The 18,328-nt window shown below is 42.5% G+C and carries 14 protein-coding genes; 10 read left to right on the top strand and 4 right to left on the bottom strand.

The genetic code is table 11. The features are described 5' to 3' along the window. Nucleotides 1-133: 133 nt before the first annotated feature. A complete protein-coding gene (locus Xhom_RS44345) occupies nucleotides 134-2,530 on the top strand; it encodes a beta-N-acetylhexosaminidase (RefSeq protein WP_069316885.1) in 2,397 nt (798 codons plus the stop codon). A gap of 555 nt (nucleotides 2,531-3,085) precedes the next feature. Here Xhom_RS44345 and exbD read toward each other — a convergent pair. Both exbD and exbB read right to left on the bottom strand, forming a co-directional pair. Continuing rightward, a complete protein-coding gene (exbD, locus tag Xhom_RS44350) occupies nucleotides 3,086-3,511 on the bottom strand; it encodes a TonB system transport protein ExbD (RefSeq protein WP_069316886.1) in 426 nt (141 codons plus the stop codon). A gap of 6 nt (nucleotides 3,512-3,517) precedes the next feature. After that, nucleotides 3,518-4,549 (bottom strand): tonB-system energizer ExbB, encoded by a 1,032-nt coding sequence (gene exbB, locus Xhom_RS44355; protein WP_069316887.1) that lies wholly within the window; start codon nucleotides 4,547-4,549, stop codon nucleotides 3,518-3,520. Between the two features lie 488 nt (nucleotides 4,550-5,037). On the opposite strand from exbB, the gene metC reads away from it, so the two are divergent. The 5 genes from metC (at nucleotide 5,038) to Xhom_RS44380 (ending at nucleotide 10,250) form a co-directional block, all read left to right on the top strand. Further along, nucleotides 5,038-6,231 carry a cystathionine beta-lyase gene (gene metC, locus Xhom_RS44360; protein ID WP_069316888.1) on the top strand — a complete coding sequence of 398 codons (1,194 nt, stop codon included), beginning with the start codon at nucleotides 5,038-5,040 and terminating at the stop codon, nucleotides 6,229-6,231. A gap of 306 nt (nucleotides 6,232-6,537) precedes the next feature. Further along, nucleotides 6,538-7,203 (top strand): DedA family protein, encoded by a 666-nt coding sequence (locus Xhom_RS44365; protein ID WP_069316889.1) that lies wholly within the window; start codon nucleotides 6,538-6,540, stop codon nucleotides 7,201-7,203. A 312-nt stretch (nucleotides 7,204-7,515) separates the two neighbouring features. Then, nucleotides 7,516-8,676: an alcohol dehydrogenase gene (yqhD, locus tag Xhom_RS44370; protein WP_069316890.1), complete on the top strand. Its 1,161-nt coding sequence runs from the start codon at nucleotides 7,516-7,518 to the stop codon at nucleotides 8,674-8,676. A 25-nt stretch (nucleotides 8,677-8,701) separates the two neighbouring features. After that, the gene (dkgA, locus tag Xhom_RS44375; protein WP_069316891.1) at nucleotides 8,702-9,547 is read left to right on the top strand and encodes a 2,5-didehydrogluconate reductase DkgA; all 846 of its coding nucleotides are present in this window, start codon (nucleotides 8,702-8,704) and stop codon (nucleotides 9,545-9,547) included. Between the two features lie 409 nt (nucleotides 9,548-9,956). Beyond that, nucleotides 9,957-10,250: a hypothetical protein gene (locus tag Xhom_RS44380; RefSeq protein ID WP_069316892.1), complete on the top strand. Its 294-nt coding sequence runs from the start codon at nucleotides 9,957-9,959 to the stop codon at nucleotides 10,248-10,250. Between the two features lie 33 nt (nucleotides 10,251-10,283). Here Xhom_RS44380 and Xhom_RS44385 read toward each other — a convergent pair whose 3' ends face one another. Then, complete coding sequence (locus Xhom_RS44385) at nucleotides 10,284-10,943, bottom strand: YtjB family periplasmic protein (RefSeq protein WP_069318486.1); 660 nt, start codon at nucleotides 10,941-10,943, stop codon at nucleotides 10,284-10,286. A gap of 116 nt (nucleotides 10,944-11,059) precedes the next feature. Between Xhom_RS44385 and serB the strand changes: the two genes are divergently transcribed. From serB to Xhom_RS44405, 4 genes are all read left to right on the top strand, one after another. Further along, the gene (gene serB / locus Xhom_RS44390) at nucleotides 11,060-12,037 is read left to right on the top strand and encodes a phosphoserine phosphatase (protein ID WP_069316893.1); all 978 of its coding nucleotides are present in this window, start codon (nucleotides 11,060-11,062) and stop codon (nucleotides 12,035-12,037) included. A gap of 23 nt (nucleotides 12,038-12,060) precedes the next feature. Beyond that, nucleotides 12,061-13,446 (top strand): DNA repair protein RadA, encoded by a 1,386-nt coding sequence (gene radA / locus Xhom_RS44395; protein WP_069316894.1) that lies wholly within the window; start codon nucleotides 12,061-12,063, stop codon nucleotides 13,444-13,446. 438 nt (nucleotides 13,447-13,884) lie between these two features. Further along, complete coding sequence (gene nadR, locus Xhom_RS44400) at nucleotides 13,885-15,111, top strand: multifunctional transcriptional regulator/nicotinamide-nucleotide adenylyltransferase/ribosylnicotinamide kinase NadR (protein ID WP_069316895.1); 1,227 nt, start codon at nucleotides 13,885-13,887, stop codon at nucleotides 15,109-15,111. Between the two features lie 674 nt (nucleotides 15,112-15,785). Continuing rightward, on the top strand, nucleotides 15,786-16,511 hold the full coding sequence (locus tag Xhom_RS44405; RefSeq protein ID WP_069316896.1) for an ATP-binding cassette domain-containing protein: 726 nt from the start codon (nucleotides 15,786-15,788) through the stop codon (nucleotides 16,509-16,511). Between the two features lie 67 nt (nucleotides 16,512-16,578). On the opposite strand, the gene ettA is transcribed toward Xhom_RS44405, so the two are convergent. Then, the gene (gene ettA / locus Xhom_RS44410) at nucleotides 16,579-18,246 is read right to left on the bottom strand and encodes an energy-dependent translational throttle protein EttA (protein WP_071933877.1); all 1,668 of its coding nucleotides are present in this window, start codon (nucleotides 18,244-18,246) and stop codon (nucleotides 16,579-16,581) included. Nucleotides 18,247-18,328: the final 82 nt, after the last annotated feature.

Below are 18,328 nucleotides of genomic sequence, written 5' to 3'. Positions count from 1 at the left end.
TTTCCGGGTATCTCATTTTCACGGAAATATAAACCGGCGCCGAAACGATAATCACATCGGCGCCCATTTGAATTAACGAATTTGCATTAAAAAAATTGTTTTACGCATTATTGAAAAAAATGAGAGAAAAATCATGAAGTTTCCCTTCCGCCCTCTATTATTAATCACCGCGTTAAGTTGTAGTTTTTCGGCTATGGCGGTTTCTGCCAATCACCTTCCTCTTATGCCTTGGCCACAACAAGTTTCAGTACAACAGGGGCGTCTTTATAATATTGACAGAAAACTGAATATCATCGTTACGGGAGATGAGATGCAAGATGCCATATCCCGCTGGCGAAAACGCATTGAAGCACAAACTGGCTGGATATTGCCGCCACCTGAATATTCTATTTCCTCTGTCCCGACGATCAGAATTAGCATAGCCAAGAAAACAGCGCCGATTCCCCAACCCAACAACGATGAAAGTTATCAGTTAGTCATTAATTCCCACGGTGTCACATTGAAATCAGCGACCCGTTTTGGTGCTATGCGTGGCGTGGAAACTTTGTTGCAATTATTGCAAAACGATCACAAAGGTACTTATCTGCCTCTGGTCAATATTACCGATAATCCGCGATTTTCATGGCGTGGCGTGATACTTGATTCTGCTCGTCATTTTCTGCCAGTTGAAGTGATTAAACGCCAATTGGATGGCATGGCTGCCGCCAAAATGAATGTCTTTCATTGGCATTTAACCGATGATCAAGGCTGGCGTTTCGCTTCTGATCATTATCCGAAACTACAACAACGTGCGAGCGATGGCCTGTTTTACAGTAAAGCGCAGATGCAGGATGTGGTTGCTTATGCCAGCAGTTTAGGTATTCGCGTTGTACCTGAGATTGATTTACCCGGTCATGCTTCCGCCATTGCCGTTGCCTACCCTGAATTGATCAGCACATATGGAAACTACGAGATGCAGCGCCAGTGGGGAGTCCACAAACCAACGCTGGATCCAAGCAATCCGCAAGTACATCAGTTTGTCGATACTTTAATTGGTGAGATCACTGAAATTTTCCCTGACCCATACATTCACATTGGCGGTGATGAAGTTGATGCTTCTCAATGGCAGGCTTCTAAAAAAATCCAGATATTTATGCAGGAAAAAGGCTTGAAAGATAGTCATGCCTTGCACGCGTGGTTCAATCAAGAGCTAGAAACGATCCTTGAAAAACACGGGCGTAAAATGGTGGGATGGGATGAAATCTATCATCCCGCATTACCGAAATCTATCGTTATTCAATCATGGCAGGGGCAAGATTCACTGGGCAAGACCGCTGATGAAGGCTATCAAGGAATCTTGTCCACAGGGTTTTATCTTGATCAACCCCAAAGTGCGGCCTATCACTATCGCAATGAAGTCTTGCCACAAACACTCAACATCGATGATAACGTGAAAGCAGATGAGACCGCGCAAAGCTGGTCATTTACGATGCCACGTTTAAAAGGAAACCCAGTGACGGGCAGTTTTACTCTGATTCAGGACAACAACGGCAAATGGCGTGGTTTTATTGATTTCGCCGGAAAATCACGTCGCGCCGTTAACAGCATTGTTTGGCGAGGGGAGACAGTGAAGTTTACTGTGGATAGTTGGATGGGAGAAACGACTCCGGTTGTAAACCTCAATCAGCAACAAAAAACCGCGAGCGGTTATATCCTGTTAGGTAATGTGCGCTATCCAGTCACAGGAGAAAAGTTAGCAACGACTCCCGCTGGCAATCAACCTGTTGTACCAGCGAATCACCATCAGCACAATATTCTGGGAGCTGAAGCTGCATTATGGTCAGAGAATGTCACCGCTGAAGTGTTGGATATTAAACTCTGGCCACGTACCTTTGCCATAGCTGAACGACTTTGGTCTGCCAAAGATGTGACGAATGAAAAGCACATGTATCAGCGTTTACATACGATGGATGCGTGGACAACGGTATCCGTCGGCTTGCAACAGCAAGCCAATAGCCAACGGTTGATGACCCGTTTGGCAAACAATACGAATATTGAACCACTGCAAATCTTGGCTGAAGCAGTGGAGCCAGCCCAGTATTACTCCCGCCATCATTCTAAGTTTCAAGCCGGTAATTACCATCAATATGAACCACTTTATCGTTTTGCTGATACGTTAGGATCAGAAAGTCTGGTTGTCAGGGAAATGGAAACATTGGTTGATCGGCTATTAAAGAATAAGCAGGATTGGCAGGCGGAGCAGGCATTACGTGATCGACTAATACGTTGGCGGGATAACCATAATTCCGTGATGAAGATTGTCAAAGCGAACTATATGATGCGTGATCTCGTACCCGTTGCCAATGATGTCAGCGAAATTGCCGAGCTTGGTTTAGTGATGCTGGATCACGTGAAGGCCGGAAAAACATTTTCGCCACAACAGCAACAGGATGCCCAGAAATTGCTGACACAAGGGACACAAATGCGTGATGAAGTAGTGATACGAGCGGTATATCCACTGGAACGGATGCTTAATTATTTGAGTAAATAGGCCGAACCATTAGATAAATCAAAGGGTAAGAATCATTATGATGATACTTGCCCTATTAGAAAACCAGGAGTCGATTTCAAATATAAAGATTATAAAACTCCGCCAATATGCCATGAATGCAAACGCCACAATTCAATGTTTGGCATAAGATTTTTTGCATATACCCAATGGATTTCAAGTTGCAGCGCGACGGCAAGGGAACGAATATCCAGGAGCATAGGCCATGTGACTGGGTGAGTGAGCGTAGCCAACAAAGCGGCAACTTGAAAGACGACGAGTATAGATAAACATAAAATAAAATATCGAAACATGAATATATATGCATACAGAAAAAACAATCTTTAGTTTTTTATTTTTAATACAATAATCTCAATTAATATCTACAAATGGAGATAAAGAATGGTGTTTGTTTTGAGGAGGGAGTTATGACGGTATACCATTAATATACCGAATAGAAATAAAAGATAAAAAATTGAACTGCCCAATCAATTGGACAGTTCATATTTATCACACTATCTTCCTGCGGCATCCGCTATCAGATAGCCTTGATGAAACTTACTGAGCGGCAACAGACTCCATTCCCACCAACCCAACTTTGAGATAACCCGCTTTGCGCAGTGAATTCATCACACTCATCAACATTTCATAATCCACAGATTTATCTGCTTGGAAGAAAATCGTGGTTTCTTTATTGGATTGTGTGGTTTGATCCAATACCGAAGATAAAGTATCGCGCTCAACCAATTGATCCCCCACGTACAGCTGATGATCCGCTTTAACGGTCAGGAATACGGGTTTTTCCGGGCGCGGTTGCGGTTTAGCAGAGGATGCCGGCAAATCAACTTTAATATCTACTGTTGCCAGTGGTGCCGCCACCATGAAAATAATCAGCAGCACCAACATCACGTCAATAAATGGCGTGACGTTAATTTCATGCAATTCACCGCTATCGTCCAAATCTTCATTAAGACGTATTGCCATAATTGATTACCTTGCTTCTGCTTTTTCTGCTTTTTCTGCTTTGCTGTCAGCCAGATCAAGATCACGTCCCAGCAACAGAATTGCCTGAGCCGCCATATCCCCCACTTGTCCACGATATGATGAAATCACACGGGCAAAGACGTTATAAATCACTACCGCAGGGATCGCTGCTACCAGCCCCAGTGCGGTTGCCAGCAGTGCTTCCGCGATACCCGGTGCGACAACGGCCAAGTTTGTCGTTTGTGAATGGGCAATACCAATAAAGCTGTTCATAATCCCCCAGACAGTCCCGAACAGGCCGATAAATGGGGAGATTGCGCCAATGGTTGCCAGATAGCCGTTGCCACGGCCCATATGACGGCTGATTGCCGCGACGGTACGTTCCATGCGGAAGGCTGTACGTTCTTTCGTACCCGCTTTGTCGGTACTTTCAGCAGATAAAGCGCGCTCGGACTGAGCTTCGCTCAACATTAGACGACTGATGCTCTGCTTACTAAAATCAGCTGCAATTTTCGCTGCCATATCCAAGTTGGTCGCGTCAGCCAAGGCCTGTTGTTCTTTGCGTAAACGACGGCGAGCTGTCAGCAGTTCAACTCCTTTGGAGAAAAATAGTGCCCATGTGATGACAGAGGCAATAACTAACCCCACCATAACAGTTTTTACTACTGCATCCGCGTTCTGATACATACCCCAAATAGACAGATCCGTTGCAAAACCACTGGACAGATTTTCAGATTCGTCTGAAACCGAAGTGGTAACAGTTTCAGTTGTCACGCTTTCTGCGGTCACACTCTCTGTTGTCTCAACCGCGTCTGATTGCGGCTCTGTGGTTTGCTTTTCTGTAGCTTGCGGTTTTTTGGTTGATGGCGCTTCGGTTTTCGCTTCAGCCTCTTGCTGAGGAGCTGCGGCAGGGGCTGGTGTGGCCGGAGCGGCTACCTGAGCAGCAGCCTGATTTTCTGGCGTTGCTGGCGCAGTATCAGCCCATGCTGAACTTGTTAATCCGAGTGCCAATAGAATAGAAGCTGTCAAATTACGCATCAGTTAGCCTTACTCTCTTTCTTATAGATTCTGTTACTTAGCAGTGAATCGCGTTTACTCATCTTGCTAATCCTAATATATATTCTGAGTATGGATCATTTTTCACCATGTATTCCTTCATCTTGCCCGTTGCTTCTCTGTTGACTGCACGTTGATCGCACTGCAAGTTGAAATCGATTAGGTATAAAAGCTTCATTTGAAGCCTGATCCATACTTATCACCCCAAGTGGGGTAAAAGTCCGCCGTGAATGATATCAGACATTGAGCGATTTGATAGTAATTATCATTACTATTTGATAAAAAAGTGCTAATTAATGATGCATATTATTTAATCTCTTCTGACTTACTGTTGATAGAGCACCTTGAATTTTCGTCAAGTTGCTCAATTCCTTTTGGCAAAACCGCCCCAAATCTTTTAACTTGCTTATCATTATTTGAACAATTTTACTTGGACAGTGAACCAAACATGAGCTTAGGGGTGGGATGCTATGACAGAAAAAAAACTAGAAACTTTATTAGTCAGTGCAGGAAGGCAAAAAAAATATACGCAAAACGCGGTTAATCCCCTTATTCAACGTACATCATCTGTCATTTTCGATACCGTTGCAGATATGAAACATGCCTTGAAGAATCGGGCAAAAGGTGAATTATTCTATGGACGCCGTGGCACACTCACGCACTTCTCCTTTCAGGAAGCCATGACCGAACTGGAAAATGGTGCTGGCTGTGCCCTTTATCCTTCTGGAGCAGCAGCGATCACCCATTCGATTTTAGCATTCGTGGAAACTGGCGATCATGTTTTGCTGACAGGAACAGCTTACGAACCTACACAGGAATTTTGCAATCAGTTTCTCCATAAGATGGGCATTTCTACCGACTATTTTGACCCGATGATCGGAGAAGGTATTGCTTCGTTGATTAAACCCAATACTAAGGTGGTTTTTCTTGAATCTCCCGGCTCACTGACGATGGAAGTACAGGATATTCCGGCTATCGTGCAGGCTGTCCGTCAGGTTAATCCTGAGATGGTGATTATCATTGATAATACATGGGCGGCGGGTGTGCTGTTTAAGGCGCTGGAATTTGGTATCGATATTTCCGTTCAATCTGCCACAAAATATATCATCGGACATTCGGATGGCATGCTGGGAACCGCGGTTGCCAATGCACGTTGTTGGGATCAACTCAGGGAAAGTTCTTATTTGCAGGGTCAAATTGCTGATCCTGAAACAGTGTATACAGCAACCCGTGGGTTACGTACGCTGGCTGTTCGCCTGAAACAGCATGAAGAAAACAGTATCAAGATTGCCAAATGGCTTGCACAGCGGCCAGAAGTGGCTGAAGTTTACCATCCTGCCTTGCCTTCTTGCCCTGGACATCATTATTTTCAACGCGATTTCACAGGCTCTTGCGGGTTATTTTCTTTTCTCCTGAATATCCAACTTACACCGACACAATTTTCTGATTATCTGGATAATTTCACCCATTTCAAGATGGCTTTTTCATGGGGAGGATTTGAATCATTAATTTTGGGTATCCAGCCTGAAATGCTTAAGACAATGCGCCAATATGATTCGCCCCAGAAAACGGGCACGTTATTCCGTCTCCATATCGGATTGGAAAACCCACAAGACTTGATTGATGATCTGGAAGCCGGTTTTGCCCGCCTGGCTCTTTTTTAATTCCAAGTATGCATAACATCAGAGACTCAATGTTTAGAATGAATTCTTTAACATCATGCCTCTCTATTTAGCGAAAAACGCCGTAAACCCTCGCCCCAATGCGAGGGGGTCGTAAAAGAGTATTAAAGAGAGTCATGATGTCATTTTTTCCCTGTCATCCCGTTCAAGCCTTTATGTTGTATCAAATCCCCCCCTCCCCCCTTCATTTTGCGGTACACTTGAAACCTCCTTTCATCTTTTACATTCGAAATATAGGTATAGACCTGCTCGTTAATTAGTTCATTCGCAAAAATTACAGGATAAACAATGGAAACGTTAAGCGAGATTGTGCATGCGCTCTGGCATCATGATTTTAACCAACTCGCCAATCCCGATGTCATCTGGATTATTTATGGTGTTCTCTTTGTCACGTTAGTGCTGGAAAACGGGCTATTGCCAGCCGCTTTTTTACCCGGCGATACTTTGCTGATACTTTCTGGTGCCTTGATTGCCAAAGGCGTCATGAGTTTCATTCCCACCGTCATTCTATTGAGTATTGCGGCAAGTCTGGGGTGCTGGCTAGGCTATTTGCAGGGTCGCTGGCTCGGTCATACCCGAATAGTGAAAAATTGGCTGGCGCAACTTCCCTTACAATATCGCCAACGTGCCAATCAACTATTCTCCGAATACGGCCTATCCGCTCTGCTTATCGGACGTTTTTTAGCGTTTGTTCGTACTCTTCTGCCAACATTTGCGGGTATTTCTGGTCTAAATAATAAACGCTTTCAGTTTTTTAACTGGTTAAGTGGCTTTTTATGGGTCATTATTATCGTGGGTTTTGGCTACATACTGAACCAGATCCCATTTGTCAAAGCGCACCAAGATCTGGTGATGAACATTTTGATAATTCTGCCTGTGATTTTGTTGATCAGTGGATTATCCGCTTCTTTACTGATGTACTGGCGCCACAAAAAATCATCAAAGAGAAAGTAAGTCAAAAAACTTGTTGTTTAGGCTTTCTTATAAAAGCGGCTGTTTTTTTATTTGAAAATTTATCAACCCCAAAAATTAAACAACCAGAGTCCATTCCGACAGGCAACCGTTAGTGCCAACAGTTTGAGCAGTACCCGAATTTCATAGGCTGAATAACTTCCCTGAATGGGATGGACGACCTTATCAATCGATCAATATCCTAACGTGATGCTGTTGAAACTATACAAATAAAATCGTCTCAATAAACAAAAGGATGCTCATTGATATATCCCAAAACTTACATGATCTAACGAGTAAGAAAAGGTTATTATTATGCAGAATTTCACCCTACACACCCCCACCAAAATCATTTTCGGCAAAGGGCAAATTGCCCAATTAAGTAATGAAATCCCGAAAACGGCGAAGATTTTGTTAGTTTATGGCGGTGGTAGTATTAAGCACAATGGGGTACTTTCCCAAGTTTATGCTGCATTGGAAGGCTATACAATTGACGAGTTCAGTGGTATTGAACCCAATCCCGCCTATGAAACACTTATCAAAGCTGTCGATTACATCCGCCAACATGAGATTGATTATTTACTGGCAATCGGGGGAGGATCTGTCATTGATGGCACTAAATTCATTGCGGCAGCAGTTAATTATCCTCATGATGATTTGTGGGAGATATTAATAACCAACGGTGCATATATCACTTCTGCTCTTCCTTTTTCCTGTGTACTAACACTACCTGCAACAGGTTCCGAAACCAATAATTTTTCAGTCATCAGCCGTCGGGAAACAGGCGATAAGCAATCTTTTTCCTCTCCTTTTGTTTTCCCCAAAATTGCCATCCTCGATCCCGAAGTAACATATTCTCTTCCAGTCAGGCAGACGGCTAATGGCGTCGTAGATGCTTTTGTCCATACGTTGGAGCAGTACCTGACGTATCCCGTAAATGCCAAAGTGCAGGATCGTTATGCAGAAGGTTTATTGATGACGTTACTTGAAGAAGGGCCTAAGGTACTAAAAGAACCTGAAAATTATGCTATTCGCGCCAATATTATGTGGACAGCAACCCAAGCGCTAAACGGTCTTTTAGGTGCCGGAGTGCCACAAGATTGGGCAACACACGAGTTGGGTCATCAGTTAACCGCCTTTCACGGGTTAGACCACGCTCAGACACTGGCGATTATATTACCGCATCTTTTACAAGAAAAACGCGAAGCGAAACACGACAAACTCCTGCAATATGCTGAACGTGTCTGGGATTTCACTGAGGGTTCTGAAGAAGAAAGAATCAGCAAGGCTATCCGTGCCACTCGTCAGTTTTTTGAAGATATGGGAGTGAAAACTCATCTTTCTGATTATCGGCTTGATGGCAGTTCTATTCCTGCAATGATCAAAAAATTAGAAACACAAGGTTTGGTTGCTCTCGGTGAACACCAAGATATTACGCTTGATGTCAGTCAGCGAATTTATGAGGCGTCCATCTGAAGTTCCAAATCTGAAGGAGGTAAGCATGGGGCAGCAAACAATTATTAAGCTCGTTGATGAGAACCACATGCCACAATTGGGGCTTGGGGTTTGGCAAGCGAGTAATGAACAGGTTGTTAAAGCTATCCACACGGCATTGGAAGTGGGTTATCGTTCTATTGATACAGCAGCGATTTATCATAACGAAGAAGGTGTAGGAAAAGCCTTGAAGGAAAGTGATATTCCACGGGAAGAGATTTTTGTCACCACCAAACTTTGGAATGATCGCCATCTGGACGCCAGTGCTGCATTACAGGAAAGTTTGGACAAACTACAGCTGGATTATGTAGATCTTTATCTCATTCACTGGCCTGCGCCTGAGCAAGATCATTATGTTGATGCATGGAGACAACTTATTGATCTGAAAGAGGCGGGGTTGGTTCGCAGTATTGGTGTGTGTAATTTCCACATTGAACATTTGCAGAGATTGATATCCGAAACCAACGAAATTCCTGCTATCAATCAAATTGAATTGCATCCACTGATGCAACAGCGACAGCTTCACTCATGGAATGCAACCCACCATATTACAACTGAATCCTGGAGCCCATTATCACGGGGAGGAAAAGGCGTTTTTGACTCTCCATTAGTTGAAAAACTTGCCATTAAATACGGAAAAACACCGGCGCAAATTGTCATCCGCTGGCACCTTGAATGTGGCATGATTGCCATTCCTAAATCCGTTACCCCTTCTCGTATTAAAGAAAATTTTGAGGTGTTTGATTTCAGATTGGAAAAAGAAGATTTAACTGCCATGGCAACATTGGATATTGGCAAGCGGATAGGCCCGAATCCTGAGACTTACAACCTGGTTGAATTAGCTACCTTTTAATAACTCTCCATATAATCTAATCCAACAGGACCTGAATTCTGTCGAATAACAGAATTCAGGTCACGGCATACCCAATAGGATATCAGGTTGCATAGCGGCGGCGAGGGAAACGAATTCCCAGGAGTATAACTCACGCTGTGACAGCTCCTCACCCTATCGAGGGTGTCGCAAAAGGCATACGTTGCCAGATGTAGTGTTGATGGGATAAAAGCACTGCAACTCATTAATAAAATCAAAATTATGAATAATAACAATGTTGATTATTGGTGTATGCTTTATGACATAGACTTACTGTATGACAGTAAATATTATATGTATTAAATGGATAGTAAGTTAATTATGTTTTTTTAGAGAGTAAAAAACATATCTACTTCCATATTTAACCCAAATAATACTTAAGGAAATGGTTATGATTTACATAGTGATTTCTTTATTGATGCTTATCCCTTTTTTCTTCATCTTAAAGTGGCTTCTGTTATCAAAGCACATTCACCACAATGCGGCAGGTATTATGTTTGCGGTAGCGGTTATTGCTTTCCATATGTATATCTTCCGCTTCGATCAGCTCCCTATTTTGCATGTTGCGATGTCCCATAAACCGATTGTGTTTTATGGCGCAATTGTGATTGCTCTTTTACACGGTGTAATCTATTCCGTTTGCTTTAATCGGTATTATGGGAAAGCAATTTATGATAAGCGTTAATCTACAAAACCTGCCCAACCTATAGCATTGAAGTTACTGTTGAGGATCATCATCTTTATTTTCTACCTCATCAGCGGATTTGGTGTTAGCAGTCAACAGATAAGGCGACTGTTGCCAACGGCTAGGAGATAGCTGCAATAAATTATGGGCCAGAATAAAGCCAATCGCCAAGGATAGCAGGAGCATGATACGGAGTAAGTTAGTGGTGTTATCGACCTGCTTAGCTTCAGTTGCCAATCTGTGGGTATCCAATGTCAGGCGGAGAAAACCTTTGGGCGAGTTTTTACCCGGTATAGGTACGACTATTTGCTGGTTAAAATAACCACTGGATTTTTTTCCCTCTAGCGATAATCGTTCGCGAACAGAGATCGGTTCACCACTCCGTGCAATCTGTGTTCCATTTGCCAAATAAACACTAGCATCCAAGATTCGACTCTCCCGAGTCAGATAATCCAAATTATCTACAATTTTTTTACTATCAATATCTTTGCTACCATTATCTATATAATCAGATAAGCTGAATGCAACTTGTTTTGCCAATGTCTTCGCCAGATCCTCGAACTGAGCCATATGGGATTGCTGTTGAGAACGACTGAAATAGGAAACCCCCTGCATCAGCAGTACCAGCAGACCTATACATACTAAAATAATCGCTGTCTTGTGTAATCGGAATTTTAGTTTAGCTTTTATCATCATTATTATCTCATCCCATGCACCAAAGGCACATGTTGCCAGATGCAATATTGATAGGATAGTTTGAAAAGAATTTTTTGCCGCCAAAATTGTATGGAATACAGGAGTCGATATTCATGTCTAATAATCTGGCCTATCGTTACTTACCGGATGAGATCCATAAATGGCCGGGATTACCGTTATCCCTCAGTGGTGATGAAGTGATGCCACTGGATTACCGAGCTGGGGACAGCGGATGGTTGCTGTATGGGCGTGGTTTGGATAAACAACGCATCAGCGAGTTTCAGCATCTGCTTGGTGCAGCTATGGTGGTCGTATCCTCATGGCGTATTGATGATTATCAGGTTGTCCGTATTGCTGGCAGCCTTTCGCCTCGCATTAAACGACTGGCAGATGAATGTCGTCTGGATGTTGTTCCATTGGGGCAAATCCCACGTCTGCGCTCGCCTGGCCTCTTGTTGATGGATATGGATTCAACCGCTATCCAGATCGAGTGTATTGATGAGATCGCTCGTTTGGCTGGCGTTGGCGACAAAGTCGCTGAAATCACAGAACGCGCAATGCAGGGTGAGCTTGATTTCTCAGAAAGCCTGCGCGAACGCGTTGCTCAACTGGCGGGTGCCGATGCAGCAATCTTGCAGCAAGTGCTGGATACGCTCCCTCTTATGCCTGGCCTGACGAGCCTTGTCCGCAAGTTACAATCATTGGACTGGCATGTTGCGATCGCCTCCGGTGGTTTTACTTTCTTTTCCGATAATCTTCGCCAACAACTGCGTCTTTTTGCCACCGTAGCCAATCAACTTGAAGTTAAAGATGGCAAACTGACGGGCAAAGTCAAAGGGACAATTGTCGATGCGAAATATAAAGCAACTACGCTGATAAGATTGGCAAAAGAGCTGAACATTCCTCTGAGCCAAACCGTTGCCATTGGTGATGGCGCCAATGACCTGAAAATGATCCGCAAAGCAGGATTGGGAATTGCCTATCATGCCAAGCCCAAAGTATATGCGCAGGCTAAGGTTGCGATCCGCCATGCCGATTTGATGGGTGTTTTGTGTGTTTTGAGTGGTGGCTTGAAACACGAAGAACGTTAGTAGTCATATTGAGGGAGAACAGAGTGGCAAAAGCAGCAAAACGGGCATTTGTCTGTAACGAGTGTGGTGCAGATTATCCACGTTGGCAGGGGCAATGTACCGCATGTCACGCATGGAATACAATTACGGAAGTGCGTTTGGCCGCAGCTTCATCTTCCCGTAATGAACGTTTAAGCGGCTATGCCGGAGATGTGGGCATCAGCAAAGTGCAGAAACTCTCAGAGATCAGTTTGGAAGAACTGCCCCGTTTTTCAACCGGATTTAAAGAGTTTGACCGGGTTCTTGGCGGCGGCGTGGTTCCTGGTAGTGCCATTTTGATCGGGGGTAATCCTGGCGCAGGGAAAAGTACCCTGCTCTTACAAACTATGTGCCAATTATCGACCCAGATGAAAACATTGTATGTCACAGGGGAAGAATCATTGCAGCAAGTCGCGATGAGAGCACATCGGCTAGGCTTACCGACCGATGAACTGAACATGCTGTCAGAAACCAGTATTGAACAAATTTGCCTGATTGCCGAACAGGAACAACCGAAACTCATGGTAATCGACTCGATTCAAGTGATGCACATGGCGGATATTCAATCCTCACCGGGCAGTGTAGCGCAAGTGAGAGAAACCGCAGCTTACTTGACACGGTTTGCAAAAACCCGTGGCGTTGCCATTATCATGGTTGGGCATGTCACAAAGGATGGCTCTTTGGCCGGTCCAAAAGTGCTCGAACACTGTATAGACTGTTCTGTCATGCTGGATGGCGAAGCAGATTCGCGTTTTCGCACACTGCGCAGTCATAAAAACCGTTTTGGTGCCGTCAATGAGCTTGGAGTGTTCGCTATGACCGAACAAGGATTGCGGGAAGTGAATAACCCTTCTGCCATTTTCCTGAGCCGTGGCGATGAAGTGACATCGGGTAGTTCTGTCATGATTGTGTGGGAGGGCACTCGTCCTTTGCTGGTTGAAATTCAGGCGCTGGTAGACCACTCCATGATGTCAAATCCTCGTCGTGTCGCGGTAGGGCTTGAACAAAACAGGTTGGCTATTCTATTGGCGGTTTTGCATCGACATGGAGGTTTGCAAATGGCTGACCAAGATGTATTTGTTAACGTTGTCGGTGGTGTGAAAGTAACGGAAACCAGTGCTGACCTTGCATTATTGCTCTCTTTGGTTTCCAGTTTCCGTAATCGTCCTTTACCCCGTGATCTGGTGGTATTCGGTGAAGTGGGATTGGCGGGTGAGATTCGTCCCGTTCCCAGTGGTCAGGAGCGCATTTCAGAAGCCGCCAAACATGGCTTTAAACGGGCTATTGTGCCTCATGCCAATGTTCCCAAAAAAGCATTGCCGGATATGAAGGTATTCGGTGTTAAAAAACTGGCTGATGCCTTAGCTATTTTGGACGATCTGGATGACTGAGTCACTATTTACTCCAGAGCGTTCTATCCTTAATAGATTCCGAGTTACATAAAATATTTTGTTACCTGCCTGACATTATCAGAACCAATAAGGCAGGTAATAAATTCACCCTATCAACCCACGCTATTTTCCTAATCAAAAACTATTAGTAACATTTAATCCGAAATAGTTATACAAATATAACTACGAAATCCCAAAGATAGATCAATCGTATTAAATAAAATCCAACAATTAATATAGTGATTATTTTTTCGATTTAACCATAAATTTAATACATATTTATTTTATTTTTTATATATTGTTGATTATCTAATTTTAAATTCTTACGGCCATGAAAATAGCAATATTTCATTCCAAAATATCAATATGCTCAATTTTATTTTACCTTTCACAGCGAGCATGCTATGTTGTTTAATATACTAAACACAAGGAGGATGTATGAATCAGTTTGACTATTTGAAAGATGCTATCAAACAGGCAGGTTACACGTTACAACAAATTGCTGATGCGAGCGGTATGACAAAAGGCTATCTGAGCCAATTGGTTAATGACAAAATAAAGAGTCCCAGCGCTCAGAAACTGGCAGCTCTTCATCAATATCTAGGATTAGCCTATCCTATGGAAAAGAAAACAATTGGAGTCGTGTTTGGTAAATTTTACCCATTACATACCGGACACATTTATTTGATTCAACGGGCATCCAGCCAAGTTGATGAATTGCATGTTGTTCTTTGTTATGACGAAACCCGGGATCGTGAGTTATTTATCAACAGTTCGATGTCCCAACAACCCACAGTGAGTGATCGCCTGAGATGGTTATTGCAAACGTTTAAGTATCAGAAAAATATCCATATTCACGTTTTTGATGAACAAGGAATGGAGCCTTATCCGAATGGCTGGAAAGCTTGGAGTAAAGGCGTGAAAACATTCATGGCAGAAAAAGGTATCAATCCTAATTATATCTATTCCAGTGAAGAGCAGGATGTCTCTCGCTATAAAGAATACTTCGGTATTGAGACTTTTCTTATTGATCCACAGCGTTCATTTATGAATATCAGTGGCAGCCAAATTCGTCAGGCACCTTTCCGTTATTGGGAATATATCCCTACAGAAGTGAAGCCATTCTTTGTGCGCACTGTCGCTATCCTTGGTGGTGAATCGAGCGGAAAGTCGACATTAGTGAATAAGCTGGCCAATATGTTTAACACCACCAGTGCATGGGAATACGGTCGTGAATATGTATTTTCCCACTTAGGGGGGGATGAAATGGCTTTGCAATACTCAGATTACGATAAGATTGCATTAGGTCATGCTCAATATATTGATTTTTCAGTTAAATATGCCAATAAAGTTGTATTTATTGACACCGATTTCGTGACAACACAGGCATTTTGCAAACGCTATGAAGGTAAAGAACATCCTTTTGTTCAAGCGATGATTGATGAGTATCGCTTTGATTTAGTTATTCTTTTAGAAAATAACACACCTTGGGTAGCTGATGGTTTGAGAAGTCTGGGTAGCGAACGGGATCGCAAAGAATTTCAACATTTACTTGAAAGTATGTTGAAGAAAAATAATATCAATTATATCTGTGTCAATTCGCCAGACTATGATCAACGTTTTCTGCGCTGTGTTGAATTAGTTCAAGAAATGTTAATGGAGTAACTAACTTTTATCTATAAAATAGATTTAAATTATATTATTATTATTACAATTAATAGATAGTAATTGATTCTTAGCCATAACTTTTTTCGACCTTGTTTTATTCCATATTAACGTTTAATTAAATGTTTCTTGTGGTTATTTTTACAATAGCAATAAAATAAATTGTGATAATAATATTTTTTGATGCTTGAATTTTACCGTTTTGACTTGAATTACAGAGAAATAAGTCATTTAATGAACAGACCTATTGATTTATTTATATAAATTTTATTAGTTATTAATAATCCCACAAATATGTTAGGTCTTTTATCAACAATGGGGGTGATGCACAAAATAATGTTAAGTTATTAATAAAAACATAATGACTTTTTTCCTTATTATCAAAGTGGAATAAAAATAGAATGATTTATGCTATTTTTATTTAACTAAATCTTTATCTTAAGCATAATTAACTAACGTTTTTGACTTTTTATTCCAAGACTAAGAAACATCTCATTTATTATATAATCATTGTAAATAATAATTGACATAAGATGAGTATATCCCTGATGTGAATGTTTCACATATAAACTATTTTTATTTGCGCAATTCCTTATAGGTATTATTGCGAATGGACTTAGACAGTATATGTTAAGGAAAAAGCTTTAATCTTTTAACCTAATTGTGTTGAGAATATGAACTTAAATCAATTTAAATCGATTGAGGTTATCAATATTTCATATGGTTTAACTGATAATACAGTTAATCATGAAATGATTTCAGATATCACATTTTCTATTATACCAGGTGAAATTACTTTGATAACAGGGCCGAAAGCATCGACTAACCGTACAGTGCTGTCGATTGCATCGGGTATGTTACAACCAGACCAAGGAGATGTATTAATAAATAATAACAAGCTGAAACTGATGAATGATAGAGAATTAGGAAAGTTTCATACCGAGAGTAGTGGGTTTATTTTCCAGGGTTTCAATTTATTTAGAGAACTCACTCTGTTAGATAACTTGTTATTATCAACGTCTTATGGATTATCGCTTTCTCGTGAACAAGCAGAAAAAATCGCGCAGAAATCGTTGGACGTTGTCAAATTAGGCCATAAGAGCCGTTATTATCCAGAGGAGCTGTCTGAAAACGAAAAACAACTGGCTGCAATGGCAAAAGCCATAGTCAGAAGGCCTGAATATTTATTTGCAGATGATCCAATGCGCAACTTAGATCAGCAGGCATTTCAGATGGTGATTAATATCTTTAAATTTATTGCACATGAACAGAAAGGTACGGTTGTAATTGCCTCTCAAGATAAACGCTTAATGCAATATGCAGATAGTGTCATCACTTTAGCAAGTGGAAAGGCCGTTAAAACTTATGAGTCTTTTCTGGAACAACGCGTGTTGTGTTAGTGTAGTTATTGTTTATAAACTTAAACTTGAAAAACGGCCTGATATCAGGCCGTTTTCTTTATCAGGCTTACTTGCTGATCTTTTTATATTTAATGCGGTGTGGCTCCAGTGCTTCAGCCCCCAGAGTCCGCTTTTTATAATCTTCGTATTCGGTGAAGTTCCCCTCAAAGAAGGACACCTTACCCTCATCCTGATAATCAATGATGTGTGTCGCGATACGGTCAAGGAACCAACGGTCATGGGAAATAACCATCGCACAGCCAGGAAATTCCAGCAGGGCATTTTCCAACGCACGCAGCGTTTCAATATCTAAATCGTTGGTTGGTTCGTCAAGCAGTAACATATTGCCACCGACTTGCAACAGTTTGGATAAATGCAGACGGCCACGCTCACCACCAGACAATTCACCAACACGCTTACCTTGATCTACGCCCTTGAAGTTAAAGCGCCCAACATAAGCTCGGCTCGGAATTTCAAAGTTGCCGATACGCATGATATCTTGACCGCCCGAAACTTCTTCCCAAACGGTTTTGCTGTCATCCATGCTATCGCGGAACTGATCAACAGAAGCCAATTTAACGGTTTCACCCAATGAAATTGAACCTGAATCCGGCTGCTCTTGGTCTGACAACATACGGAACAGTGTCGATTTACCCGCACCATTCGGGCCGATGATCCCAACAATCGCTCCTTTCGGCAGGGAGAAACTCAAGTTGTCGATCAGAATACGATCACCATAAGACTTAGTCAGATCGGTCACTTCCAGCACTTTATCACCCAAACGCGGGCCAGGTGGAATGAACAATTCACTGGTTTCATTACGTTTCTGGTACTCAACGTTATTGAGTTCTTCAAAGCGAGCCAGACGTGCCTTACCTTTTGCCTGACGCCCTTTGGGATTTTGGCGAACCCACTCAAGTTCTTTTTCAATGGATTTACGGCGAGCCGCTTCTGATGCAGCTTCCTGCGCCAAGCGCGCATCTTTTTGTTCCAGCCATGAAGAATAGTTACCTTCCCATGGAATGCCTTCACCACGGTCAAGTTCCAGAATCCAGCCAGCAACGTTATCAAGGAAGTAACGGTCATGGGTAATCGCAACGACTGTGCCTTCATAATCATGCAAGAAGCGCTCCAGCCATGCGACAGATTCAGCATCAAGGTGGTTGGTTGGTTCGTCAAGCAGCAGCATGTCTGGTTTTTCCAGCAACAAACGGCAGATTGCTACACGACGACGTTCACCACCTGACAAATGTTCAATTTTAGCATCCCAAGCAGGCAAACGCAGAGCATCAGCCGCCCGCTCAAGCTGGTTATCCAGGTTGTGCCCATCATGGGATTGGATAATAGATTCCAGTTCACCCTGTTCTTTTGCCAGCTTGTCAAAATCTGCGTCCGGATCAGCATAAGCAGCATAGACTTCATCAAGGCGTGTCAGAGCATTTTTTACTTCGCTGACAGCTTCTTCCACTGCTTCGCGAACAGTATGTTCAAGATTGAGCTTTGGTTCCTGCGGCAGATAACCAATTTTTATCCCGGGCTGTGGGCGAGCTTCACCCTCAATATCTTTATCAATACCCGCCATGATGCGCAGTAAGGTCGATTTACCGGCACCATTCAGACCGAGAACACCAATTTTTGCTCCCGGGAAAAAACTCAGAGAAATATTTTTCAGAATATGTCTTTTCGGGGGAACAATTTTACCAACCCGATGCATACTATAAACATATTGAGCCAATGTATTTTACCTTTTAATTAATCAGGAAATTTTGAAATTCGTTTGCGTTCAGGGGGCTAGATAACCGCAAACGGTAAAAAGC

The organism is Xenorhabdus hominickii, assembly GCF_002632725.1.
GTDB classification, from domain to species: Bacteria; Pseudomonadota; Gammaproteobacteria; order Enterobacterales; family Enterobacteriaceae; genus Xenorhabdus; species Xenorhabdus hominickii.
This window is presented reverse-complemented; position numbering and strand designations above follow the sequence as displayed.